Source organism: Streptomyces sp. NPDC051822, assembly GCF_044452745.1.
GTDB lineage: Bacteria > Actinomycetota > Actinomycetes > Streptomycetales > Streptomycetaceae > Streptomyces.
This window is the reverse complement of the sequence record NZ_JBITBZ010000003.1, coordinates 496,133-518,996: the sequence shown is the minus strand read 5'-3', so window position 1 is coordinate 518,996 and position 22,864 is coordinate 496,133. Positions and strand designations below refer to the sequence as shown.

General features: G+C 71.6%; 22 protein-coding genes. 7 read left to right on the top strand and 15 right to left on the bottom strand.

Going from position 1 to position 22,864, the window contains the following annotated elements; translation table 11 throughout:
* Nucleotides 1-26: 26 nt before the first annotated feature.
* From ACIA8N_RS12855 to ACIA8N_RS12805, 11 genes are read right to left on the bottom strand one after another with little or no spacing between them, the layout of a single operon-like run.
* Entirely contained in the window at nucleotides 27-725 is a 699-nt protein-coding gene (locus ACIA8N_RS12855) for a hypothetical protein (protein WP_365780261.1), read from the bottom strand.
* Nucleotides 722-1,240: a hypothetical protein gene (locus tag ACIA8N_RS12850; RefSeq protein WP_365780260.1), complete on the bottom strand. Its 519-nt coding sequence runs from the start codon at nucleotides 1,238-1,240 to the stop codon at nucleotides 722-724. Before ACIA8N_RS12850 ends, ACIA8N_RS12855 begins: the two co-directional genes overlap by 4 nt.
* The gene (locus ACIA8N_RS12845; protein ID WP_365780259.1) at nucleotides 1,237-2,529 is read right to left on the bottom strand and encodes an MlaD family protein; all 1,293 of its coding nucleotides are present in this window, start codon (nucleotides 2,527-2,529) and stop codon (nucleotides 1,237-1,239) included. The genes ACIA8N_RS12850 and ACIA8N_RS12845 overlap by 4 nt, the downstream gene beginning before the upstream one ends.
* On the bottom strand, nucleotides 2,526-3,662 hold the full coding sequence (locus tag ACIA8N_RS12840) for an MCE family protein (protein WP_365780258.1): 1,137 nt from the start codon (nucleotides 3,660-3,662) through the stop codon (nucleotides 2,526-2,528). The genes ACIA8N_RS12845 and ACIA8N_RS12840 overlap by 4 nt, the downstream gene beginning before the upstream one ends.
* Nucleotides 3,659-4,684 (bottom strand): MCE family protein, encoded by a 1,026-nt coding sequence (locus ACIA8N_RS12835; RefSeq protein WP_365780257.1) that lies wholly within the window; start codon nucleotides 4,682-4,684, stop codon nucleotides 3,659-3,661. Before ACIA8N_RS12835 ends, ACIA8N_RS12840 begins: the two co-directional genes overlap by 4 nt.
* The gene (locus ACIA8N_RS12830; RefSeq protein ID WP_365780256.1) at nucleotides 4,684-5,730 is read right to left on the bottom strand and encodes an MCE family protein; all 1,047 of its coding nucleotides are present in this window, start codon (nucleotides 5,728-5,730) and stop codon (nucleotides 4,684-4,686) included. Before ACIA8N_RS12830 ends, ACIA8N_RS12835 begins: the two co-directional genes overlap by 1 nt.
* Entirely contained in the window at nucleotides 5,727-6,782 is a 1,056-nt protein-coding gene (locus ACIA8N_RS12825) for an MCE family protein (protein WP_365780255.1), read from the bottom strand. The genes ACIA8N_RS12830 and ACIA8N_RS12825 overlap by 4 nt, the downstream gene beginning before the upstream one ends.
* Nucleotides 6,779-8,032, bottom strand: coding sequence for an MCE family protein (locus ACIA8N_RS12820; protein WP_365780254.1), 1,254 nt, complete (start codon nucleotides 8,030-8,032; stop codon nucleotides 6,779-6,781). The genes ACIA8N_RS12825 and ACIA8N_RS12820 overlap by 4 nt, the downstream gene beginning before the upstream one ends.
* A gap of 1 nt (nucleotide 8,033) precedes the next feature.
* Complete coding sequence (locus tag ACIA8N_RS12815; RefSeq protein ID WP_030212811.1) at nucleotides 8,034-8,840, bottom strand: ABC transporter permease; 807 nt, start codon at nucleotides 8,838-8,840, stop codon at nucleotides 8,034-8,036.
* Nucleotides 8,841-8,843: 3 nt separating this feature from the next.
* The gene (locus ACIA8N_RS12810) at nucleotides 8,844-9,608 is read right to left on the bottom strand and encodes an ABC transporter permease (RefSeq protein WP_030212814.1); all 765 of its coding nucleotides are present in this window, start codon (nucleotides 9,606-9,608) and stop codon (nucleotides 8,844-8,846) included.
* Complete coding sequence (locus ACIA8N_RS12805; protein WP_365780253.1) at nucleotides 9,605-10,618, bottom strand: ATP-binding cassette domain-containing protein; 1,014 nt, start codon at nucleotides 10,616-10,618, stop codon at nucleotides 9,605-9,607. Before ACIA8N_RS12805 ends, ACIA8N_RS12810 begins: the two co-directional genes overlap by 4 nt.
* Before the next feature lie 640 nt (nucleotides 10,619-11,258).
* Between ACIA8N_RS12805 and ACIA8N_RS12800 the strand changes: the two genes are divergently transcribed.
* From ACIA8N_RS12800 to ACIA8N_RS12785, 4 genes are all read left to right on the top strand, one after another.
* Nucleotides 11,259-11,894: a hypothetical protein gene (locus ACIA8N_RS12800; RefSeq protein WP_365780252.1), complete on the top strand. Its 636-nt coding sequence runs from the start codon at nucleotides 11,259-11,261 to the stop codon at nucleotides 11,892-11,894.
* 188 nt (nucleotides 11,895-12,082) lie between these two features.
* Entirely contained in the window at nucleotides 12,083-13,657 is a 1,575-nt protein-coding gene (locus ACIA8N_RS12795) for a DUF6801 domain-containing protein (protein WP_365780251.1), read from the top strand.
* Nucleotides 13,658-13,711: 54 nt separating this feature from the next.
* Nucleotides 13,712-14,656, top strand: a complete 945-nt coding sequence (locus tag ACIA8N_RS12790; protein ID WP_365780250.1) for a hypothetical protein — start codon at nucleotides 13,712-13,714, stop codon at nucleotides 14,654-14,656.
* 216 nt (nucleotides 14,657-14,872) lie between these two features.
* The gene (locus tag ACIA8N_RS12785; protein ID WP_030553945.1) at nucleotides 14,873-16,084 is read left to right on the top strand and encodes a helix-turn-helix domain-containing protein; all 1,212 of its coding nucleotides are present in this window, start codon (nucleotides 14,873-14,875) and stop codon (nucleotides 16,082-16,084) included.
* Between the two features lie 43 nt (nucleotides 16,085-16,127).
* Here ACIA8N_RS12785 and ACIA8N_RS12780 read toward each other — a convergent pair whose 3' ends face one another.
* Complete coding sequence (locus ACIA8N_RS12780; protein ID WP_365780249.1) at nucleotides 16,128-16,556, bottom strand: nucleoside deaminase; 429 nt, start codon at nucleotides 16,554-16,556, stop codon at nucleotides 16,128-16,130.
* Nucleotides 16,553-17,428, bottom strand: coding sequence for a TIGR03619 family F420-dependent LLM class oxidoreductase (locus ACIA8N_RS12775; RefSeq protein WP_365780248.1), 876 nt, complete (start codon nucleotides 17,426-17,428; stop codon nucleotides 16,553-16,555). Before ACIA8N_RS12775 ends, ACIA8N_RS12780 begins: the two co-directional genes overlap by 4 nt.
* Before the next feature lie 94 nt (nucleotides 17,429-17,522).
* On the opposite strand from ACIA8N_RS12775, the gene ACIA8N_RS12770 reads away from it, so the two are divergent.
* The 3 genes from ACIA8N_RS12770 to ACIA8N_RS12760 all read left to right on the top strand — a co-directional run bounded on the left by ACIA8N_RS12770 (nucleotide 17,523) and on the right by ACIA8N_RS12760 (nucleotide 20,020).
* Nucleotides 17,523-17,993, top strand: a complete 471-nt coding sequence (locus ACIA8N_RS12770; RefSeq protein ID WP_365780247.1) for an Lrp/AsnC family transcriptional regulator — start codon at nucleotides 17,523-17,525, stop codon at nucleotides 17,991-17,993.
* A gap of 411 nt (nucleotides 17,994-18,404) precedes the next feature.
* Entirely contained in the window at nucleotides 18,405-19,178 is a 774-nt protein-coding gene (locus ACIA8N_RS12765) for an IclR family transcriptional regulator (RefSeq protein WP_365780246.1), read from the top strand.
* Nucleotides 19,175-20,020: an SMP-30/gluconolactonase/LRE family protein gene (locus ACIA8N_RS12760; RefSeq protein WP_365780245.1), complete on the top strand. Its 846-nt coding sequence runs from the start codon at nucleotides 19,175-19,177 to the stop codon at nucleotides 20,018-20,020. Before ACIA8N_RS12765 ends, ACIA8N_RS12760 begins: the two co-directional genes overlap by 4 nt.
* Before the next feature lie 58 nt (nucleotides 20,021-20,078).
* Here the strand turns inward: ACIA8N_RS12760 and mmsB are convergent, their stop codons facing one another.
* Entirely contained in the window at nucleotides 20,079-21,299 is a 1,221-nt protein-coding gene (mmsB, locus tag ACIA8N_RS12755) for a multiple monosaccharide ABC transporter permease (protein WP_365780244.1), read from the bottom strand.
* Nucleotides 21,289-22,851: a multiple monosaccharide ABC transporter ATP-binding protein gene (mmsA, locus tag ACIA8N_RS12750; protein ID WP_365780243.1), complete on the bottom strand. Its 1,563-nt coding sequence runs from the start codon at nucleotides 22,849-22,851 to the stop codon at nucleotides 21,289-21,291. Before mmsA ends, mmsB begins: the two co-directional genes overlap by 11 nt.
* Nucleotides 22,852-22,864: the final 13 nt, after the last annotated feature.

Genomic DNA, 22,864 nt, shown 5'->3' with positions numbered 1-22,864 from the left:
GGGGTGCTCCCGTCTCCCGCTCATCGTCAGCGGGCCTTGATGTCGACGATCAGCCACCGGTCTCCGCGGAACTCCGCGGTGACGGTGAGCTGGGCGGCGGCGGACGTGGCGGCGGCATTGTCCCGTCGGGAGGTCTGGTCGAGGAACACGAGGAGCCGGGCCCTGTTCCCGTCGAGTTCGATCACTCCGGTGCGAACGGCCTGGGTGGTGAGGGTGAGGCGCTGTTCGACCAGACGCGCGCGGACCTGGGCGAACAGCTCGGTGTACTGGCGGGCGGCGCGTCCGGCCAGCACGGTGCGGGCGGAGCGTTCGGCGGCGTCGGCGCCCGCGGGCGCGTACGAGAAGACCCGGGCGAGGCCCTCGCCGACGTCGCCGCCGACGCGGGTGGTGGCCCCGGTGTCGGTGAGGGCCTGGTTGCGGGCGGAGGGGGTCGACCGGAGCTGGTGGGCGCCGTGGAAGAAGCCGCTCCCGGCGAGCAGCAGGCCGGCGACGGCAGCGGGGAGGGCGGCCTTCCGCCAGAAGGCGGGGGCCCGGCGCCTCCGCCGGGCGGCGGCCGCCGGCCCGGCGCCGGCGATGACCGTCGCCTCCTCGCCACCTCGGGTGACCGTCGGCGGGTCCGCGACGGTGCCCTGCGGCCCGTCCTCGGCCGGGCCCTCCGGGACCGGCTCGGCCTCGGCCGTGGCCCCCGCCCCCTCCCCGGTCACCTTGCGCAGCAGTCGTGTCACTCGTCCTCGCTCCCCTCGGCTCCGGTCACGGGCACCGCGCTCAGCGCCGCGACCCGCCAGGTGTCCTCGCCGGTGCGCGTCAGGACGGCCTCCAGGCGCTTGCGGTCGGTGGTCGGGCCGCCGCCGCCCCCGCGCGGGGTGACGTCGACGCGGACGGTCGCGATGAGCTTCGCCGTACCGGCTCTCGTGTCGAGCGCGGTGAGGGCGGCCTCGGTGACCGTGGCGCGCGCCGAAGCGCCCACCGACGGCTCGGTGCGGCCCAGTTCGGTGCGGAGCGCTCCGGTCGAGGCGTCGCGCCAGGCCCGGATGCCCGCTTCGGCGCGCTCGCGGGTCGAGGCGTCGAGCGTGTTCAGGACGGTGAGGCGGTGGCGGCCCTCGGCGAGGGCGGTGTCCCGTGCGCGGCCGAAGGCGAGCTCCTCGTCGGTGCGGGCCTGGGCGTAGGTCCAGGCGCCGGTCCCGCAGAAGCCCAGGGCGACGACGAGGGCGCCGGCGCGGAGGATCCTGGCCCGCCTCATCGCGTGCTCCCGGTGGCCGGGGCGGTCCCGGCGGCCAGACCGAGGAGACCGGCCATGTCCGTCGGCCCGCCGGTGTGGCCGGGCAGCGCGAGCGCGCCGGGCAGGGTCGTCCGCGCGCCCGGCTTGGGCTGTTTGCTACCGGAGGGCAGGGCGCCCGGCCTGGCCGGTCCGGGCACCCCGCCGGCCTTCGGGGCCTGGCCCGAGCCGCGTACGTTGACCCCGGTGGCGGCGGAACTGGTGCAGGAGGCGCCGGTGTTGAGGGCGGGCGCCGTTCCCAGGTCGAGTCCGTTGCGGTAGCGCGTACCGCCGTATCCGGACGTGCAGGGCAGCGGCTTGAAGAAGGTGACGGCGAGACCGATGCGCAAACGCCCTCCGTCGACGGCGGTGGCTCCGGCGGCGACGGCCGCCGGGAGCTTCACGAGCAGTTCCTCGGTGCCGCGTTGCCGGGTGACGGCGATCTCCGAGGTGGTGAGGAGGTTGGCGAGGACGACGCTCAGGCTCGGGTCGAGGTCGCGCAGGAGGCCGCTGACCTGGCCGGCCGCGTCGGGTGTGACGGCGAGCAGGCGGCGCAGGTCGGCGTCGGAGCCCTTGAGGGTGGCGGCGAGGTCGCGTGCGCCGGTGGCGAAGTCCCGGATGGCGCGACTCTCTTCGGCCTGGGTGCGCAGGACGGTCTCCCCGTCGTCGATGAGCCGGGTGGTGGCGGGCAGCGCGTCGTCGGCGGCCTGGACGAATCTGCCGCCGTTGTCGAGGAGGGCCTGGAGGTCGTCGCCGTGTCCCTCGAAGGCCTTGCCGAGTTCGTCGACGACCGTGCGCAGGGATTCCAGCGGTACGGAGCGGGTGAGGTCGTTCATGCTCGCGAGGACGTCGGTGACGGGCGCCGGCACCTGGGTGTCGGACTGTTCGACGCGGGAGCCGTCGGTGAGGAAGGGTCCGTCGTCGCTCTCGGGGCGCAGGTCGATGTACTGCTCGCCGACGGCGGAGAGTCCGGCGACGACGGCCCGCGCGTCGGCGGGGATCCGGGGGGCGGACTTCTTGATGCGCAGTTCGGCGACGACTCCGTCGGCGGTGAGGCCGATGTCTCCGACGCGTCCCACGGAGACGCCCCGGTAGGTGACGTCGGAGTGGGTGAACAGGCCGCCGGTACGGGCGAGATGGACCCGCACGGTGTAGTGGTCGGCGACTCCGGCGTAGCGGCCGAGGTCGGCGTAGCGGATGCCGACGAAGCCGAGGACGAGCACGGCGATGACGAGGAAGGCCAGGTTCTTCAGCCGTACGGTTCGCGTGATCACCGGTTCTCGCCTCCGTCCATGGGTGTGCTCGCGGTCCGGAGGGGAGGCAGCGGCAGGGCCGTCTCCGTGGGCTCGGCCTGCGGGATCAGCGGCGGGATCACCTCGGTGCCGGGGGCGGCGGCGAGGTGCAGATAGGTGTTGAGGTAGTCGCCCTTGACGCCCCGCATGACCTCGTCGGTGAAGGGATACGTCAGGAGGACCTGGAGCGATGCGGGCAGGTCGGCACCGGCGTCCGCGAGTGCCTTCAGGGTCGGCGCGAGGGCCTTGAGGTCGGCGACCATGTCCTTCTTGCTCGCGTCGATCGTGGTGACGGCGACGCCGGACAGGGTGTCCAGGGCGCGCAGCATGGTCAGCAGGGACCCTCGCTGGTTCTCCAGGGTCTTCAGGCCGGGCGCGAGGCCGGTGAGGACCGTGTCGACGTCCTTCTTGCGGCCGGCGAGGGTGGCAGAGAGCCGGTTGACGCCGTCGAGGGCTCGGGTGATGTCGCCGCGGTGCGCGTCCAGGGTCGTCACCAGGGTGTTCACCCGCTTCAGCATCGAGCGGACCTCGGGTTCGCGGCCACCGAGCGCCGCGTCGAGTTCGCGGGTGATGGTCTTGAGCTGGTTGACGCCGCCGCCGTTGAGCAGCAGGGACAGGGCGCCGAACACCTCCTCGACCTCGGTGTTGCGGCTGGTGCGGGCGAGCGGGATGACGCTGCCGTCGGCGAGCCGTCCGCCGCCGTCCGCGCGGGGGGCGACGAGCTGGATGTACTTCTCGCCGAGGAGGCTCGACTGTTCCAGGCGGGCGCTCGCGTCCGCGGGCAGCCGGACGTCGCCGTTGATGGTGAGGGTGACGCGGGCGGACCAGGTGCCGGTGGCGAGTTCGATGGCGGTGACGCGGCCGACGGCGACGTCGTTGACCTTGACCGCGGACTGCGGGACGAGGCTCAGGACGTCGTCGAGTTCGGCGGTGACGGTGTAGGGGTGGGTGCCGAGGTCGGCGCCGCCGGGCAGGGGCAGGTCCTCGATGCCTTCGAAGCGGAACGGGTTCGCGGGGACGGCGCCGAGGAGGAGGGCGAGGCCGACGCCGAGGGCGACCAGTCCGGCCGCGCCGGTGGCGGCGGCCTTGGTGGAGGGCGGGGTGCCGCGTCTCATCGCTTCTCCTCTCCGGTGCTCGTGGAGGAGGCGCCGGACACGGGAAGCGGGAGGAGGGGGCCGCCCATGCTGATCTCGTTGAGGTTGGCGCGGCCGTCGATGGTGCGGGTGTCCGGGTGGTACGCGTTGACGAGGTTGCCGGCGGCGAGGGGGGCGACGTCGAGGGCTTCGGCGAGGGAGGCGCGCTGGTCGACGAGGGTCTGGGTGAGGGGCACGAGCCGGTCGACGTTCTTCTTCAGCTCGCCGCGGTTGTCCTTGATGAAGGTCTTGACCTGCGCGAGGGCCTTGCCGAGTTCCTTGAGGGCGGCGGCGAGGTCGTCCTTGTTCTCGGCGAAGTAGCCGACGACGTCGTCCAGGCGTTCCTGCGCGGTGCGGACGTCGCCGTCCTTCTTCTTGAGCATGGTGGTGAAGGTCTGGAGCTGCCCGAGGGTGGTGAAGAGGTCCTCGCTGCTGCCGTCGAGGGTCTTGGCGGCCTTGCCGAACTGTTCGATGGAGGTGCCGATGGCCGCGCCGTTGCCCTTGAGGTTCTCGGCTCCGGTGTCGAGGAGTTCGGACAGGGCTCCCGTGGAGTTGGCGCCGTCCGGGCCGAGTGCCCGGCTCAGTTCGGTGAGGGAGGCGTAGAGCTGGTCGATCTCGACGGGGACGCGGTTGCGGTCGGCGGGCAGGTCGGCGCCGTCGGTGAGGGCGGGTCCCGCGCTGTAGGCGGGGGTGAGCTGTACGTACCGGTCGGCGACGATGCTGGGGGCGACGACGAGGGCCCGCGCGTCGGCGGGGACGCGTACGCCCTCGTCGAGGCGGAGTTCGACACGTACCCGGGTGCCCTGCGGCTCCACGGACTCCACCTCTCCGACCCGTACGCCGAGGACGCGCAGGTCGGAGCCCGCGTAGATGCCGACGGCCCGGTCGAACCAGGCGGTGACGCGGATGCCGTCGGCGTCGAGGAACCGTACGGCGACGAGACCGCAGGCCGCGAGCACCGCGAGGGTGAGTCCGGCGACGAGGGGTTTTCTGGCCTTGGTCATCATTCACCGCTTCCCGTGGCCGCCGCCTGCTGTTTCGGCGGCCGGCATCCGGACGTGGGCTGCGAGGCTTCTGGCAGGTAGGTGCGGGGCACGACGCCGCACAGGTAGCTGTCGAACCAGCGGCCGTTGCCGAGGGTGTTGCCGACGAGCCGGTAGTACGGGCCGATGAGTGCGAGCGTCTTGTCGAGCTGACCGCTGTTCTTCTCCAGGACGCCGGTGACGCGGCTGAGGGCCTTGAGGGTGGGGCCGAGCTGCCGGTCGTTGTCGCCGACGAGGCCGCTGAGTTCGGTGCCCAGGCTCCGGCTTCCCTTGAGGAGGGCGCGGATGGCGTCGCGGCGCTTCTGCAGCTCCCCGAGCAGCGAGCCGCCGTCCTCGATGAGGGTCTCGAAGCTGGACTTCCTGGTCTCCAGGGTCTTGGTGAACTGCTTGCTGTTCCGCAGGAGCCGGTCGAGTTCGGTGTCGCGCTTGGAGACGGACTTCGACAGTTCGGAGAGGCCGGTGGCGGCGTTGCGGACGTGCGGTGGCGAGTTCCTGAAGGTGTCGGAGATCGTCCGGAAGCTCTCCGCGAGCTTCTCGGTGTCGAGGTCGTCGACGGTGCCGCTGAGGTCCTGGAAGGCCTGCGTCACGTCGTACGGGGAGGTGGTGCGGGTCTGCGGGATGCGGGTTCCCGGGTCCTGCGGGGCGGAGCCCAGGGGGTCGAGGGCCAGGTACTTCTCGCCGAGGAGGGTCTTGATGGCGATGGCGGCGGTCGACCGGTCGCCGATCCATGCGTCGCCGACCTCGAAGGTCACCTTGACCTTGGGGCCGTCGAGGGAGACCTCGGTGACCTTGCCGACCTTGACCCCGGCGATGCGCACCTCGTCGCCCGCGTCGAGTCCCGCGGACTCGGAGAAGTCGGCGCTGTAGGCGGTGCCGCCGCCGACGAGGGGCAGCCGTTCCACGTTGTAGGCGAGGGCGGCTATCAGGCCGAGGAGCAGGAGTCCGACGACGGCGACGGCGACGGGGCTGCGTTCCTTGACCGGCTTGAACCGGCTGCGGGCGCTCATCCGCGGCACCTCGGTTCGGTCACGGCGATGCCGGTCGGCGGCCTGGAGCCGTCGGACGTTCCCACGCCGCTCACGCGCGCCTCGCAGAGGTAGAGGTTGAACCACGATCCGTACGAGGACAGCCGGGCCAGGGCGGTCATCTTGGCGGGGGTGTTGGCGAGGAACCTCTCGATGGCGGGGGTGTGGTCGCCGAGGGTGCCCGAGAGCCGGCCCAGTTCGCGGATGTCCTTCTTGAGGGGCGCGCGGCCCTCCTGGAAGAGGCCGGCGGTCGTCGTGGTGAGGTCGCCGATGGCCTGGACCGCTTCGCCGAGGGGTTTGCGGTCGGTGTTGAAGCCGGTGACGAGCTTCTGGAGGGTGACGACGAGGTCGCCGAACGCGGCCTCGCGGTGGTTCAGGGTGGTCAGGACGGTGTTGAGGTGGGTCACGACCTTGCCGATGACCTCGTCCTTGGCGGCCACGGTCTTCGTGAGGGAGCCGATGTGCCGCATGAGGCTGTCGACGGTTCCGCTCTCGCCCTGGAGGACCTGCACGAGCGATCCGGCGAGGTCGTTGACGTCGCCGGGCGAGAGTCCCTCGAAGAGGGGCTTGAACCCGTTGAACAGCAGGGTCAGGTCGAGGGCGGGGGTGGTGCGGTCGAGCGGGATGGTCTCTCCCGCGCCGAGGGTGCCGGTGAGGTCCCCGCTGCCGCGGCCGAGGGAGACGTAGCGCTGTCCGACCATGTTGAGGTACTTGACGGCGGCGGTGGCCGACCGGGGCAGGGTGCGGTCCTCGTGGACCGAGAAGGTGACCTGGGCGGTGCGGCGTTCGACGACGCGCACGTCGGTCACCTCGCCCACCTTGACTCCCGCGATGCGCACCGAGTCGCCCTTGACGAGTCCGGTGACGTCGGTGAACAGCGCCTTGTACGAGCGGGTGGCGGCGCCGACCCCGGTGTCGGCGATGCTGAGGCCGAGCACGGTGGTGGCCAGGGCCGTGACGAGGACGAACGCGAGGGACTTCAGTACGGTCCCGGTGAGGCCGCGTCGCCGCGTGTGGGTGGGTCGGGTCGTCATCGCAGGGTCACCTCCGCGCCGCGGAACGCGGGTCCGGCCAGCAGGCTGCTCCAGTCCGGCAGGTCGCCGGGCCGCTTCTTCGCCGCGGGGGCGAGGAGTTCGTTGACGAGGTCGTTCTCCTGCGGGGAGTTGGCGGGTCCGAGGTCCTGCTCCGCGGCGGCGGACGCCCGTGCGGCGGGTGCGGCCGGGACGCCGAGGTAGGGCACGGGGTGGCAGCGCGGGCCGCCGCCCGATCCGTAGGAGGGCCGGTCACGGCCGGGGACGTAGGCGCCGCGCGAGGGCACGGTGGTCACGTCGACGTGCAGTCCCGGCCGGTCGGTGCCCTTGCCGAGTGCCTTGTCCATGGCGGGCACGAACTGGGCCAGGGTGCGCAGGGTGCAGGGGAAGGAGGGGGAGTACTCGGCGAGCAGTTCCAAGGTGGGCCTGCTGGTGGCGCTGAGGCGGATGATGTTGTCCTTGTTCTGCCGCAGGAAGGCGGTCAGGTCCTGGGCCGTGCGGGTGGCGGTGCCGAGGGTGCCGGCGAGGGCGGCCTCCTTCTCGGCGAGGGTGCCGCTGGTGGTGGTGAAGTCGGTGAGGGCGGTGACGATGTCGGGGGCGGCGTCCGCGTAGAGGTGGCTGACCTTCACGAGCTGCTTCAGGTCGCGGGTGAGGGCGGGCAGCTGGGGATTGAACCTCCGCAGGTGCGAGTCCAGTTGCGCGAGGGTCTCGCCGAGCTTCTCGCCGCGTCCTTCGAGCGCCTGGGAGACGGCCGACAGGGTCGCCGACAGTTTCTGCGGCTGCACGGCGGTGAGCAGGGGCAGGACGTTGTCGAGGACCTGCTGCAGTTCGACGGCGTTGCTCGACCGGTCCTCCGGGATGACGGCTCCGGGGCCCAGCGACCCCGCCGAGGGGTCCGCGGGCGGTACGAGGGCGACGAACCGTTCGCCGAAGAGCGTCGTGGGCAGCATCTGCGCGCGAACGTCGGACGGGACGTGCCGCAGGGTCCCGGGCCGCATGGCGAGGGTGAGCCGCGCCCCGCCGTCGCGGGCGTCGATGGCCCGGACCTCGCCGATGACGACGCCGCGCAGTTTCACCTCGGCGCCGAGGTGCATCTCGTTGCCGATGCTGCCGGTCTCGACGACGACCGGGTCGGAGTCGGTGAAGCGCTTGTCGTAGACGGCGACCGCCAGCCAGGCGAGCAGGGCGGGTACGAGCAGGAACACGACGCCGGCGAACCGGCGGCGCAGGGTCTCGGCCGTGGAATCGCTCATCTCACCCCGCCACCTTCACGGTCGTGGTCGCGCCCCAGAGGGCCAGCGACAGGAAGAAGTCGGTGACGCTGATCAGCACGATGGCGTTGCGGACGGAGCGGCCGACCGCGATGCCGACGCCGGCGGGGCCGCCGGAGGCGCGGAAGCCGTAGTAGCAGTGGGCGATGATCACCATCACGCTGAAGATCAGCACTTTGAGCATCGACAGGAGGACGTCGGTCGGCGAGAGGAAGAGGTTGAAGTAGTGGTCGTACGTGCCCCGGGACTGGCCGTTGAACAGGACCGTCACGTAGCGGGAGGCCAGGTAGGAGGAGAGCAGGCCGATCGCGTACAGCGGGACGATCGCGACGACGCCCGCGATGATCCGCGTGGTGACCAGGTACGGCATGGAGCGGATGCCCATGCCTTCGAGGGCGTCGACCTCCTCGTTGATGCGCATCGCGCCGAGCTGTGCGGTGAATCCGGCGCCGACGGTCGCGGAGAGGGCCAGTCCGGCGACGAGCGGGGCGATCTCCCGCGTGTTGAAGTAGGCGGACACGAAGCCGGTGAACGCGGCGGTGCCGATCTGTTCGAGGGCCGCGTGCCCCTGGAGGCCGACGACGGTTCCCGTGAACAGCGTCATCGCGATCATGACGCCGATGGTGCCGCCGATGACGCCGAGGCCGCCGGAGCCGAAGGCGACCTCGGCGAGCAGCCGTTGCACCTCCTTGAGGTAGCGGCGCAGCGTGCGGGGGATCCAGAGCAGGGCTCTGACGTAGAACAGGAGCTGGTCGCCGGAGCGGTCGAGCCAGACGAACGGGGAGGCCATGGGTCAGCCTCCCTTCGGCGGGACGATCTGCAGGTAGATGCCCGTCAGCACCATGTTCACGAAGAACAGCAGCATGAAGGTGATGACGACGGACTGGTTGACGGCGTCGCCGACCCCCTTGGGGCCGCCGCGGGGGTTGAGTCCCCGGTAGGCGGCGACGATGCCCGCGATGAACCCGAAGATAAGGGCCTTGAGCTCGCTGATGTAGAGGTCGGGCAGCTGGGCGAGGGCGGAGAAGCTGGAGAGGTACGCGCCGGGGGTGCCGCCCTGGAGGACGATGTTGAAGAAGTAGCCGCCGAGGGTGCCGACGACGGAGACCATCCCGTTGAGGAGCACGGCGACGGCCATGGTGGCGAGGACGCGGGGGACGACGAGCCGCTGGACGGGCGAGACGCCCATGACCTCCATCGCGTCGAGTTCCTCCCGGATCTTGCGGGAGCCGAGGTCGGCGCAGATGGCGGAGCCGCCCGCGCCGGCGATCAGGAGGGCGACGATGAGCGGGCTCGCCTGCTGGATGACGGCGAGGACGCTGGCACCGCCGGTGAACGACTGGGCGCCCAGCTGCTGGGTGAGCGAGCCGACCTGGAGGGCGATCACGGCGCCGAACGGGATGGAGACGAGCGCGGCCGGCAGGATGGTGACGCTCGCGACGAACCAGAACTGCTCGATGAACTCCCGGAACTGGAACGGCCGCCGGAAGACGGCGCGGCTCACCTCGGCTGCGAGGGCGAAGAGGCGGCCGGTCTGCCGCAGCGCCCCGGTGATCACGAGCCGCTCCCGGGACGCGGCACGGTCAGGGTGGGCGCCGCGGCGCCGCGCGCGTAGGTGTCGCGGATGGCGGCGCGCGCGGCGGGCGGCAGGCTGTCGAGCATGCCGAGGACCCGCTCGCGCCGTCGGGCGACAGCCGCCCGGGGCGGCAGGCCGGGCGAGGTTTCCAGCTGCGGGACGATGACGGGGGGCCCGGCCGGCCGGTGGTTGGCGGGGTCGACCAGCTCGGCGGCGAGCAGGGCGGCGTCCTTCTCCTCGGACATGCCGATGGGGCCTTCGCGACGGCCCGCGAGGAACTGGGTCACGACCGGTTCCTCGCTGGTGAGGAGGACTTCGCGCGGACCGAAGGTGACCAGGTTGCGCCGGAAGAACATGCCCATGTTGTCGGGGACGGTGGCGGCGATGTCCAGGTTGTGGGTGACGATCAGCATCGTCGCGTCGATCCGGGCGTTGAGGTCGATGAGCAGCTGGGACAGGTAGGCGGTGCGGACGGGGTCGAGCCCGGAGTCGGGTTCGTCGCACAGCACGATCTGCGGGTCGAGCACGAGCGCGCGGGCGAGGCCGGCGCGCTTGCGCATGCCGCCGCTGATCTCGCCCGGAAGCTTCCCCTCCGCGCCGAGCAGGCCGACGAGTTCGATCCGCTCCATCACGACGCGCCGGATCTCCGACTCCCGCTTGCGGGTGTGTTCACGCAGCGGGAAGGCGATGTTGTCGAAGAGCGTCATGGAGCCGAAGAGCGCGCCGTCCTGGAACATGAGGCCGAAGAGTTTCCGGGTCTCGTAGATGTCGCGTTCCGCACCGCCGACCATGTCGACGCCGTTGATGAGGACGCGGCCCTGCTGGGGCTTCAGCAGCCCGATGAGCGATTTCAGGAAGACCGTCTTCCCTGTTCCGGAAGGGCCGAGCATGACGCTCACCTCTCCGGCCGGCAGGGTCAGTGTCACGTCCTGCCAGATGTTCTGCTTGCCAAAGGACATGGTCAGACCCTCAACGACTACTTCGATTCCCATCCCACCTCCAGCAAGCGTGCGTCGGGTGTGCGCCGCGGGCGCACGGTAAGTCGGCGCGGATCACCCGGACAATAGCCGGGCGTCGAAATCCTTGAGCTTTTCCCTTATTTGTCACGGCGGAGACAAGGCAGGAATGGCCCTTTGTCACCGCCGAGACAGGACGGCCCTCCGGAAACGTTCCAACCTGCGACGGGGCGCCACCCCGGGAACGCTACGGCCGAGTAACCTTCCCCGGCAATAGCGGATTCCGAGATTTCCGCAGACGGGACCGAACGGCCGGATCCTTGTCAGCCGGGAGACAGTTCCGCATCGCGAATTGTCACCGGAGAGAGCAGGGAAAGCGTCCGTAGGCCCCGCGAGGAGCCCGGAATCCAGCCGCACTCAAACGCGCACCCCATACCGCATGATCGATCAAAATTGTCGACATTACGCACCCCGGAACCAAGGGCATTCCGGCCATCGCTCACCCGCCTGACAGGCAATTCGGCCTCTTCAAAGAATCATGGACTCCGCCATTGTTCAGCTAAGTTTCCCGCAAGTAACGTCAGGTTTCGCGGCCGAGAAACAGCGGGCCGCCGGCCGCTTCGACCCCCACCGCGGCCACCTCTGCCGGTCAATCCCCAAGGAGAGTCCCAGAGCCATGAAGAAGCCCATGAGAAACGTAGGCGTCGTCGCCGGAGCCGCCACGGCCGCGTTCGCCCTCGCGGTGAGCCCCGCCTCCGCGGTCCCCTCGACGGTCTGGACCGTCACCCCGTCGCCGGCCAACTTCACCGCCGTCAACAGCGGCAACATCGTCCTCAGCGTCAACGGCATCGCCATGACGTGTACGAAGTCGAACGCCTCCGGCACGATGCAGAGCGCCACCGGCAACCCGGCGACCGTCGCCTCCATCAGCGCCATCGCCTTCGGCGCCACCGGCGCGCCCTGCACCAGCGTCCTGGGCAACGTGACCACCGTCGCGACCACCCCCTGGACCGTGGTGGCGCAGGACTACACCGCCTCCACCGGCGTCACCAAGGGCTACGTCGGCAACGTCGACGCCAAGGTGACCGTCGGTGCCTGTGTCTTCCGGGTCACCGGCAAGGCCTCGGGCACGTACACGAACTCGACGGGCGCGCTCGCCGTCAACAGCCTGGCCGGTGAGCTCACGGTCGTCTCGTCGACCAACTGCGGCTCCGCCGTCCCGGTCGGCGCGAAGCCGCTCTTCAAGGGCACCTACCTCGTCAAGGTGGCGGGCACCACCACCATCCCGAAGATCGTCGGCTCCAACCCGTAAGGCGGGAAACCCGCGTCCGCCCGGCCGGCGACCCCGGCCGGGCGGGCGCGGGCCTGTCCGTGTCCCCTACGCCCGCGGCCCCATCCGCCGGCGCACGAACGACCCGAGCGGAGCAGCAGATGAGAGGCCCAGGGCCCAGCACCCGACCGTCCCGTGTCCGCGCGCGCGGCGCGACGATAGCCGCGTTCGTGGCGCTCGCCCCCCTGCTCCCGGCGGCGGCCGTCGCGGTGGGGACGCTGAAGGTCGACACCGCGCTGCCCTACGTCTGCACCCTGCCCTCGGGCCCGCAGGCCGCGACGGTACGGATCACGGCGGCCTTCCCCGAGCGGGTCGCCGCCGGCGAGGAGATCCGGCCCACCGACGTCACCACGACGATGGAGCTCCCCGCGGCGGCCGTGGCCGACCTCACCGTGCTCGAAGCGGCCACCGTACGGGCCGAGACCCGGCTCACCGTCGGCGTGGCCCAGAACGGGCAGCGGGCGGAGGCCGTTTGGCGCGGCACGTCACCGTCCCTCGACGTACCCGCCGAAGGGCCCCTCACGCTGACGACGACCGGCGACGTCCCGATCCTGACGGCGGGCGGCCCCGGCGATCTGTCCCTCACGGCCGGGAGCCTGGGCGTCGACCTCGCCCCGAGCACGGCGGACGGCGCCGCCACCGTCCCCGCGTCGCTCTCCGTCACCTGTGCCCCCGCCGAGGAGGCGGAGGGCCGCCGGGTGCTCGCCACGGTCCCGGTGCGCCCCGGCCCCACCACCGGCGAACCGAGCACGTCCCCCACGCCTTCGACCACCCCCTCCTCGTCCACCCCCTCCTCCTCCCCCTCCTCACTCCCTTCGCCACCGCCGTCCCGTCCGACGGGGCGGGAGTCCGCGAGCGGGACGAGCGGGGCTCCACGGAGCCCGGCGGCCGGGCGGACGGCGGGCAGCGGCCCGCGGGCGGCCGACGACACCACGCCCGGCACCGGGGCCGGCACCGAGGCCGCGCGGCCTCCCGCCCCCACCTGCCGCAACGACAAGCCGACGTCCAAGTCCCTCACCGCCTACATCACCGGCTACTCCAACGTGCGGAAGCTGAACGGCGCCAACGTCATCCCGGTGTCCTGCACGCTGATCGAGCAGGGCGATCCCGAGATCGTCTTCCTGCCGGACGGCATCCACCTGCTCCAGAAGTCGGACGCCGAACTGTCCTACAAGGGACGCAAGCAGACCCCGCCCTTCGAGGCGACCTTCCTGACGTTCGGCTTCGCCCCGACCACGGCGACCCTCGTCCTGGAACAGGTGGGGCCCATGGCGGTCGAGTCGGACATCCTCCTCGTCTTCCCCGACAACATCGCCGAGACCTACATCCGCGCTCCCCTCGTCCTGCGCGTCCTCGACGTCCGGGTCAACGGCACCCGGCTTGACGTCGGCCCCTCCTGCCGCACGGCGAAGCCGCTCAGCTCCCCCGAGCCCGACCCCGTCAAGTACCCCGGGGACCACCTGGTACTCCTGGGCAAGGGACAGCTCCTCAACGGCACGGACGCCAGCGGCTACGTCCTCACCAGCGGCGGCCCGCTCACCGGCGAGGTGACCATCCCCGCCTTCGAGAACTGCGGCACCGGGGGCGAGGACCTCGACCGGCTCCTCACCGCGTCCATCTCCGGCCCCGGCAACCACCTCAAGCAGATCCAGGGCCAGACCTGCGCCGTGGGTGTCGAGGTGCCCACCGAGGGCCAGTGCACCGAGGACCGCCAGCCGTACGTCGTTCCCGAGCCCGCCCGCTGAACCCCCGCACGAGCCCGCACTCCCGCTCCTCCCCCTCCAACGGAAGGCTTCGCCATGCCCCTCGTCTCCGCACGCACACGCCTGGCCACCCTCTCGGCGCTGACCGCGCTCGGCGCCTTCGCCTCCATGGGCACGGCGACCGCGGCCGTCCCCGAACTGAACGGCAGCTGGGCACCGTTCACCCGTTGTCCCGTCGACGCCCCGGCCATGCTCGCCGCCGACGGACTCGACAAAGCGCCGCAGTGCGTCTCCTCGGCCTCCGCCAGCGGCTCCATCAAGCTGGGCAACACCACCGTGGTCACCGGGAGGACCAACCTCCAGATCGGCGTCGTCCAGAACGCCGACGGCACCAGCACGGTCGTCGCCCCCGCCGCCGGCTCGCTCATCGCCGACTCCGCCACCGTCCCCGGCGGTCTGCTCGGCCTGATGTGCCCGAGCGACATCCCGTTCATCACCGACATCTGCCGGCAGCTGTCCGACGCCCGGCTCAACAAGATCACCGCCACCGTGGAGTCGGTCGGCACGCCCTCGAACTTCGACCAGATCGCGGGCGTCCTCACCGACATGCCGATCGTGAACATCCCCGTCCGCATCCACCTGCAGAACCCGTTCCTCGGCAGCAACTGCTACATCGGGACCAGGTCCAACCCCATCGTGCTGCGCCCGAGCAACCTCACGGCCCCCTCCTTCGCCGTCGACCGCTCCAACGGCGACGGCTCGCCGAACGAGGAAGGCGACATGAGCCGCCTCAACCTGCTCGGCTCCACCCAGGTCGACACGACCTTCGCCGTCCCCGGCGCCAGCGGCTGCGGCCTCGGACTGCTCGGTCTGATCGACGGCGCGGTCAACCTCAAGACGGGACTGCCCTCCGCCGCCGGCAAGAACCGCCTCACCCTCGACAACACCCAGACCTACCTGACCGGCCTGTACGCACCGGGCGTCGTCGCCCCCGACGCCGGGCAGGTGATGGCCCGGAACTGGCACTCCGCGGTCAACTAACGGCCAGTCAGGGGCGATTCCCGGCCTACTCTCCGGCGCACGCCGTCCCGGCACGCCAACTCTTGTGCAAGTTGTGTACAGCACACAGCAGTTGACCTAGCTTCAGCAGACCACGTCGGTACGCGCCTGACGGCCAGGGCGGCGCCCACCACGCCAGGTCCGGGTGCCGCACCGCCACTCCCCCACCGGTCGCGCAGGAGAGCAAGGGATCGGCTCATGCCCGCAGTCACACAGTCGCCGGACACCGGTGAACCGCTCGACCCGCTCCCCAGGGAGTTCGCCGAGCTGATGAGGCCCGAGATCCCGGGCCTCATCAAGGAGATAGGCGTGGAGATCCAACGGGCCTACCCGGTGTACGCCCATCTCTTCAACGGACCGCACTCGGACGCGATCCGCCAGGGCGTGGAACAGGCCCTGGCGGCCTTCGTGGAACGGGTCGCCGCCCCCGGGACGCAGTCGGCCCTCCGGGACGAACTCATCCGCAAGTTCGGCCGGGTGGAGGCCTACGAGGGCCGCGATCTCGACACCCTGCAGGGCGCCTACCGGCTCGGCGCGCGGATCGCCCTGCGCCGGGCCAAGAGCATCGGGCGCACGTACAACCTCTCCCCCACCCTGATCCTGGCCTTCGCGGACGCCCTCTTCGCCTACGTCGAGGAGCTGGAGGCACTGTCCCGCGAGGGCTACGTCATGGTCCAGACCCGCACCGTCGCCGACGTGGCGGCGCTGCGAAGACAGCTCCTCCACCTCCTCCTCGCGGGCCCGCCGCTGCCGCGGACGACCATCGCCGAACTGTGCAAGGAGGCCTCCTGGCAGCTTCCCGCCGAATGCACCCTGGTCGCCCTGCGTCCCCCCGTCGCCGATCTCGTCCAGGCCGGTCTCGACCGGGACGTCCTGGCGGATCTCGGCCTCCCCCAGCCGCACCTGCTCATCCCCGGCCCGCTCACCGCCGAGCGCCTCGCGATGCTCGGCTCCGCCCTGGCCGGCACGCCCGCGGTCGTCGGCCTGACCGTGCCGCCGGGACAGGCCGCGCACTCCGTCCGCTGGGCACGGCGGGTCCTCGAACTCATCGACGACGGCATCGTGCCGGACGCGCCCCTGGTGCGCTGCGAGGACCATCTGACAACGTTATGGTTATTGGCCGATCCGGCCCTCACGGCGCAGCTCGCCACCCGCGAACTGGCCCCGCTCGACGGCCTTTCGGGCACTCGGCGCGACCGGCTGATCGAGACGCTGCGCGTCCACGTCTCCACCCGGGCCCCCGCCGAACAGGTCGGCGAGATGCTGGGCGTCCACGCCCAGACGGTCCGCTACCGGCTGCGGAACCTGGACAACCACTTCGGCGACCGGCTCGTCGACCCGGACCGCCGTTTCGCCCTGGAAGCGGCCCTGCGCTCGCTCCACCTCCAGGGCACGAGGCGCACCGACTGAACCGCCCGGACACCGGTCCCGGCGCCCGCAGTCGCGGCCGCGGTCAGCGGTAGTACCCCTCGACCACGGCCCGCACCTCTTCGAGCAGCGCGGGGCCCTCCTGCGGCACGGGCGGCCGGCCGCTGCCCGGCCGGATGTCCAGGAGCTGTTCGCCGGAGAGGGCGAACACCACCCGCCCTAGCCCCGCCCGCTGGATGACCGCCTCGCACATCCCGCACGGCTGGCAGCTGGTGTACATCGTGGTGCCCGCCGCCGTCTCCTCGTCCAGTTCGCGCGCCGCCCACCTCGCCAGCTTCAGCTCCGGGTGCGCGGTGACGTCGTCGTCGGTGAGGGTCGTGTTGTACTCCTCGGCCAGGACCGTCCCGTCCGGGCCCACGAGGAGGGACCCGAACGGCGGGTCACCGCCCGCGCGTGCCTCGGCCGCGAGCCCGATGGCCCTTCGAAGGAGGGCGTGGTCGTCGGATGTGGTCATGACTGCTCCGTTCCGGTGCGGGGTCGTGTGCGGGGCGCGGGAAGGCGCGCGGCCACCGCGGCGAGGGCCTGCCAGGCCGCCTCCGGGTGGCGTGTCTCCTCCGGGTCTCCCTGATAGGTGTCCAGGACGACGGACTCGGCGCCGAGCGACCGCAGTCGGTCGAGGTCGTCCATGATCTGGTCGAGGGTGCCCTCGCCCGCGAGCCGGTCCGGTCCGCCGACCGGTGCCGCGGTGGGCCGGAGCACGATCCGGGGGGCCAGGGCGGGGACGGGGAGCCCGTCCTCGTCCGCGTACGCCTGCAGCCTGTCCGCGGCCTCGCGCAGCCACGGCAGGGTCGGGCGCAGCGGGTGCCACGCGTCGCCGAGCCGTACGGCCCGGCGCATGCCCGCGTCGCTGTTGCCGCCGACCCACACCGGGATCCTGCGGTGCCCGTAGGAGGCGGTGTCCGCCCAGGCCGCCCGCATGTCCCGCAGATGGTCGTCGGTGAGCCGGCCGCGCCGTGCGAACGGGATGCCGAGGGCGGCGAACTCCTGCCGCGCCCAGCCGACTCCGACGCCGAGGACGAGGCGGCCGTCGCTCAGCTCGTTCAGGTTGGCCGCCATGCGGGCGGTGAGCAGCGGGTGCCGGTAGGGGGCGATGAGCACCGTCGTGCCGAGTCGGACCCGGGTGGTGAGGCCGGCGAGCCAGGACAGGGTGGTGAAGGGTTCGAAGAAGGGTGCCGGATAGCGCTCGGCGACGTCCGGTGTGACGGCCACGTGGTCGGAGACCATCAGGAGGTCGAAGCCCAGGTCCTCCACGGTGCGGGCCCAGTTCCGCAGGACTCCCGGGTCGCTTCCCGGGCCGAAGTTGAGGACGTTCACGCCGATCTTCATGGGGACGAGCGTAGTGGCGTCGTACGGCTCCTCAGAAGGGATTCCTCCCTGTCCAGGCGCGGTCGCGCCGTGGATCTACCGGTAATCTGACCGGATGACCGAGAGTCTCGACGCCACGGACTGGGCGATCCTGGACGAGCTCCAGCGCGAGGGCCGGATCCCGTTCACGGAGCTGGCGCGGCGGGTGAACCTGAGCACCTCGGCGACGACCGAGCGGGTCCGGCGCCTGGAGGCGGCCGGGGTGATCGGGGGGTACCGGGCGGAGGTGGACCTGGAGCGGACCGGCTACCCGGTGACGGCGGTGGTCCGGCTCAAGTACCCCGGCCCCGGCAGCCGGCACGAGCCGCTCCGCCGGCTCCTGGGGGAACGGCCGGAGATCCTGGAGTGCCTGCGCACCACCGGTGACGACTGCTACGTCATGAAGGTGGCGACCACGTCGATGGCCCATCTGGAGACGATCGTCGACGAGCTGGCCGAGTTGGGGAGCACGACCACCAACCTCGTCCTCAGCCGCCCCCTCCCCCTCCGCGGCCCACGGGTCCCCCGGGCGCGCCCGGCGGAGTGATCACTCCGCCGGGGGCGAGGCGGTCACCAGCGCGACGGCAGGCCGGCGAGGAACGAGGCCAGGCGGTCGTCGTGGGCCGGGTAGTCCCAGTGCCAGCCGGAGAGGTCCAGGCCCGAGCCGTCGAGGTACCAGTGGCGGACCTTGGTGTCGCCGGCGTCGGCGCGCGCCCGCAGCTTCTGCAGGAACTCGCCGTACGCGGTGCGGTAGGCGGCCGCGAGGATGTCGGGCGTCCAGGGTTCGCCGGGGTTGACGGCGTTTGCGGGCCCACGGCGGCCCCGACCGACGGAGGAGGACCGAAATCACCCCGCCAAGGGAGTTCGCCGACGCCCTGACAAGGGGCGGCTCTGTCAGTAGCCTGTGTTCGTCATTCCGATCGGATGTTGATATTTCGAACACAAGGGAAGGGCGGTCATGGGACGCCTCGTACCTGCCGTGACCCGGGCCCTGGACATCCTGGAGCTCTTCCTCGACGGCGAGGGAACGCTGTCGACGCCCGAGATCGTGCGCCGGCTCCGGTTGCCGCGCACCACCGTGCACGAGCTGGTGGCCACGCTGACGGCGCGCTCGTACCTGGTCCCGGTCCCGGAGCAGCCAGGACGCTACCGGCTCGGCGTCCGCCCGTACCAGCTGGGCAGCCGGTACGCCGAGCAGCTCGATCTCGCCGCCCAGGGGCAGCAGGTCGCCCGCGCCGTCGCCGAGACCTGCGACGAGACCGTGCACGTGGCGGTCCTGGAGGACACGAGCGTCATCTACATCGCGAAGGTGGACTCCACGCACGCCGTGCGCATGGTCTCCGCGGCCGGCCGCCGGCTGCCCGCGCACTGCACCTCCGTCGGCAAGATGCTGCTCGCCTCGCTCCCCGAGGAGGAGCTGGCGGCCCGTGTCCCCGACGACGCCGAGCTGGTCGCGATGACCCCGCACAGCGTCACCGACCCCGCCACCCTGCGCGCGGCGCTCGCCGACGTGCGGCAGCGCGGCATCGCCCTGGAGAGCCGGGAGTCCAACCCGGACGTCAGCTGCGTGGCCGCCCCCGTGCGCGACCGCACCGGCCAGGTGGTCGCCGCCCTCTCGATCTCGGTGCCGATGATCCGCTGGAGCGACGCCCGCCGCGTCGAGCTCGAGGGGCTGGCAGCCAAGGGGGCCGCCGAGCTGTCCGAGCGGCTCGGCCACCGGGGTGCGGCGTGACCGAGGTCGCGGTCCGGGAGTACGCGGAGCTGGGCGAGGGCCCGACCTGGGATCCGGCCGCCGGGCGGCTGGTGTGGGTCGACGTCCTGGGCTCCCGGGTGCACACGTACGACCCGGCCTCCGGGCGCCGCACGGTCCTCGCCACCGAGCAGCACGTGGGCGCGGCCAAGCCGCGGGCGAACGGCGGCCTGGTGGTCAACCTCCGCGACGGCGTGGGCGCCTACGGGCCGGGCGGGGACTTCTCCTGGCTGCACCGCGACCCGGTGCCCGGCCGCCGGGGCAACGACGCCGCCGTCGCCCCCGACGGGTCGCTGTGGGCGGGCACGATGCGCTACGACGAGGCGCCCGGCGGCGGCACGCTGTCCCGGGTGGCGCCGGACGGCACGGTCCGTACGGTCGTCGACGACGTCGCCGTCAGCAACGGCACCGGCTGGAGCCCCGACGGGCAGCGGATGTACTACATCGACTCGCCGACCCGCCGGATCGACGTCCTCGACCTCGACCCCGGGACCGGGGAGCCGACGGGCCGCCGCCCGCTGGCCCTGATCGAGGAGGGCGCGGGCTTCCCCGACGGGCTCGCCGTCGACGCCGACGGCTGTGTGTGGGTGGCCCTCTGGGACGGCGCGGCGGTACGCCGCTACACGCCGTCCGGGGCGCTCGACCGGGTCCTGACGCTGCCCGTGCGCCGGCCCACGGCCTGCGCCTTCGGCGGGCAGGACCTGACCGACCTGTACGTGACGACGGCACGGACGGGTCTGGACCGCCCGCACCCGCTGTCCGGCTCGCTGCTCGTCGTGCCGGGGTTGGGACAGGGTCTGCCCCAACCCCCCTTCGCGGGCTGAGGACATGACGTGAGGGGCGGCCCACCCGTGGGCCACCCCTCACCGTCCCCCGGCGCCGCTACGCGCCGACCCGCCGCTTGTTCCACACGTCGAAGCCGACCGCGGCCAGCAGCACCAGGCCCTTGATGACCTGCTGGAAGTCACTGCCGATGCCCACCAGGTTCATGCCGTTGTTCAGCACGCCGAGTACCAGGCCGCCGATGATGGCGCCGAGCACCGTGCCGACACCGCCGCTCATCGACGCGCCTCCGATGAACGCGGCGGCGATGGCCTCCAGTTCGAAGTTGAGTCCGGCCTTCGGCGAGGCCGCGTTGAAGCGGGCCGCGAAGACCAGTCCGGCGAGCGCCGCCAGCATGCCCATGTTGAGGAAGACCAGGAAGGTGACCTTCCGGTCCCGTACGCCGGACAGCTTCGCCGCCGGCAGGTTGCCCCCGATGGCGTACACATGGCGGCCTATGGTCGCGTTGCGCATCAGGAAGCCGAAGCCGACGAGCAGCGCCGCCAGGATCAGCAGCACCACCGGCGCGCCCTTGTAGCTGGCCAGCAGCATCGTGAAGATCAGGATCGAGGCGGTCAGCGCGGCCAGCTTCACCGCGAACAGCCCGGCCGGCGGCACGTCGAGGGCGTACTCGCTCTGCCTGCGCCGGTTGCGTATCTCCTGGCGGATCACGACCCCGATCAGCAGGAAGCCGAGCAGCAGGGTCAGGTTGTGGTAGTTCGTCGTCGGGCCGACCTCGGGCAGGAAGCCGTTGGCGAGCTGCTGGAGGTCCTCGGGGAACGGGCCGAGGGTCTGCCCCTTGAGGAAGACCTCGGTCAGGCCCCGGAAGACCAGCATCCCGGCGAGCGTGACGATGAACGACGGCATGCCCGCGTAGGCGATCAGATACCCCTGCGCGGCCCCGGCGACCGCGCCGATGGCCAGGCAGAGGAGCACTGCGACCGGCCACGGCAGGTCGTACTGGACCATGAACACGGCCGCCACGCCGCCGACGAACGCCGTGATCGAGCCGACCGACAGGTCGATGTGCCCGGCCACGATGACGATCATCATGCCGATCGCGAGGATCAGGATGTAGCTGTTCTGCAGCACCAGGTTGGACACGTTGCGCGGCAGCAGCAGGTCGCCGCCGGTCCACACCGCGAACAGGGCCACGATGACGCCGAGGGCGATCAGCATGCCGTACTGGCGCATGTTGCGGCGCATGCCGTCGAGCAGCGGCGCGACCGCGCCCCCCGGCGGCCTGGCCACCGGCTTCTCGGTCGTGACGTCAGCGCTCATGGTCGTTCTCCCTCGTGTCTTCCCTGGTCATATGGCGCATCAGCACGTCCTGTGTCGCCTCCGAGCGGGGCACCTCGCCCGTGAGCCGGCCGGCGGCCATGGTGTAGATCCGGTCGCACATGCCCAGGAGTTCGGGCAGTTCGGAGGAGATGACGATCACCGCCTTGCCCTCGGCGGCCAGCCGGTCGATCACCGTGTAGATCTCGTACTTGGCACCGACGTCGATGCCCCGGGTCGGCTCGTCCAGGATCAGCACGTCGGGGCCCGCGAAGATCCACTTGCTGAGGACGACCTTCTGCTGGTTGCCGCCGGACAGCCGGCCCACCGGCTCGAAGACGGTGGGCGCCTTGATGTTCATGGAGGTGCGGAACCCCTCGGCGACCCGGCGCTCCTCGTGGGCGTCGACCACACCGCGCCGGGCGACCCTGCCCAGCGCGCTGAGCGAGATGTTCCGTCCGATGGTGTCGATGAGGTTGAGCCCGTAGTGCTTGCGGTCCTCGGTGACGTACGCGATGCCGTGCGCGACCGCCTCCGGGACGCTGCGGGTACGGATCTCCCCGCCGTCCTTGAGGACCGCGCCGCCCCCGTAGCGCCCGTACGAGCGGCCGAAGACGCTCATCGCGAGTTCGGTGCGGCCCGCGCCCATGAGGCCCGCGATGCCGACGATCTCGCCGCGCCTGACCGACAGCGACACCCCGTCGACGACCCTCCGCTGCCGGTCGATCGGGTGGAACACGGTCCAGTCGCGGATCTCCAGGGCCGGGGCGGTGCCCGGCTCGCCCCCGTACGGGGTGCGGTCCGGGAAGCGGTGGTCGAGGTCCCGGCCGATCATGCCGCTGATGATCCGGTCCTCTGTGGTGGCCGGGTCGGCCACGTCGAGGGTCTCGATGGTCCGGCCGTCACGCAGGATCGTCACCGCGTCGGCGACCCGGCGGATCTCGCCCAGCTTGTGCGAGATGATGATCGAGGTGATGCCCTGGCCCTTCAACTCCAATATCAGGTCGATGAGTTGGGCACTGTCCTCGTCGTTGAGCGCGGCGGTCGGCTCGTCCAGGACGAGCAGCTTCACCTCCTTCGACAGTGCCTTGGCGATCTCGACGAGCTGCTGCTTGCCGACGCCGATGTCCGCGACGCGGGTCTGCGGGTGCTCGTCGAGGCCGACCCGGCGCATCAGCCGGGTCGCCTCCTTCAGGGTCTCGTTCCAGCTGACGATGCCGCGCTTCGCCCGCTCATTGCCGAGGAAGATGTTCTCGGCGATGGACAGGTACGGGACGAGGGCCAGCTCCTGATGGATGATCACGATGCCGCGCCGCTCGCTCGCCCGGATGTCCCGGAAGCGGCAGGGGTCGCCCTCGAAGAGGATCTCCCCCTCGTAGCCGCCGTGCGGGTGGACTCCGGAGAGGACCTTCATCAGCGTCGACTTGCCTGCGCCGTTCTCCCCGCAGAGGGCGTGGACCTCGCCCCGGCGGACGGTCAGTGTGACGTCCGCCAGCGCCCGGACTCCGGGGAAGGTCTTTCCGATCGAACGCATCTCCAGGACGGGTCCTGTCATGGTCGCCCCCTCC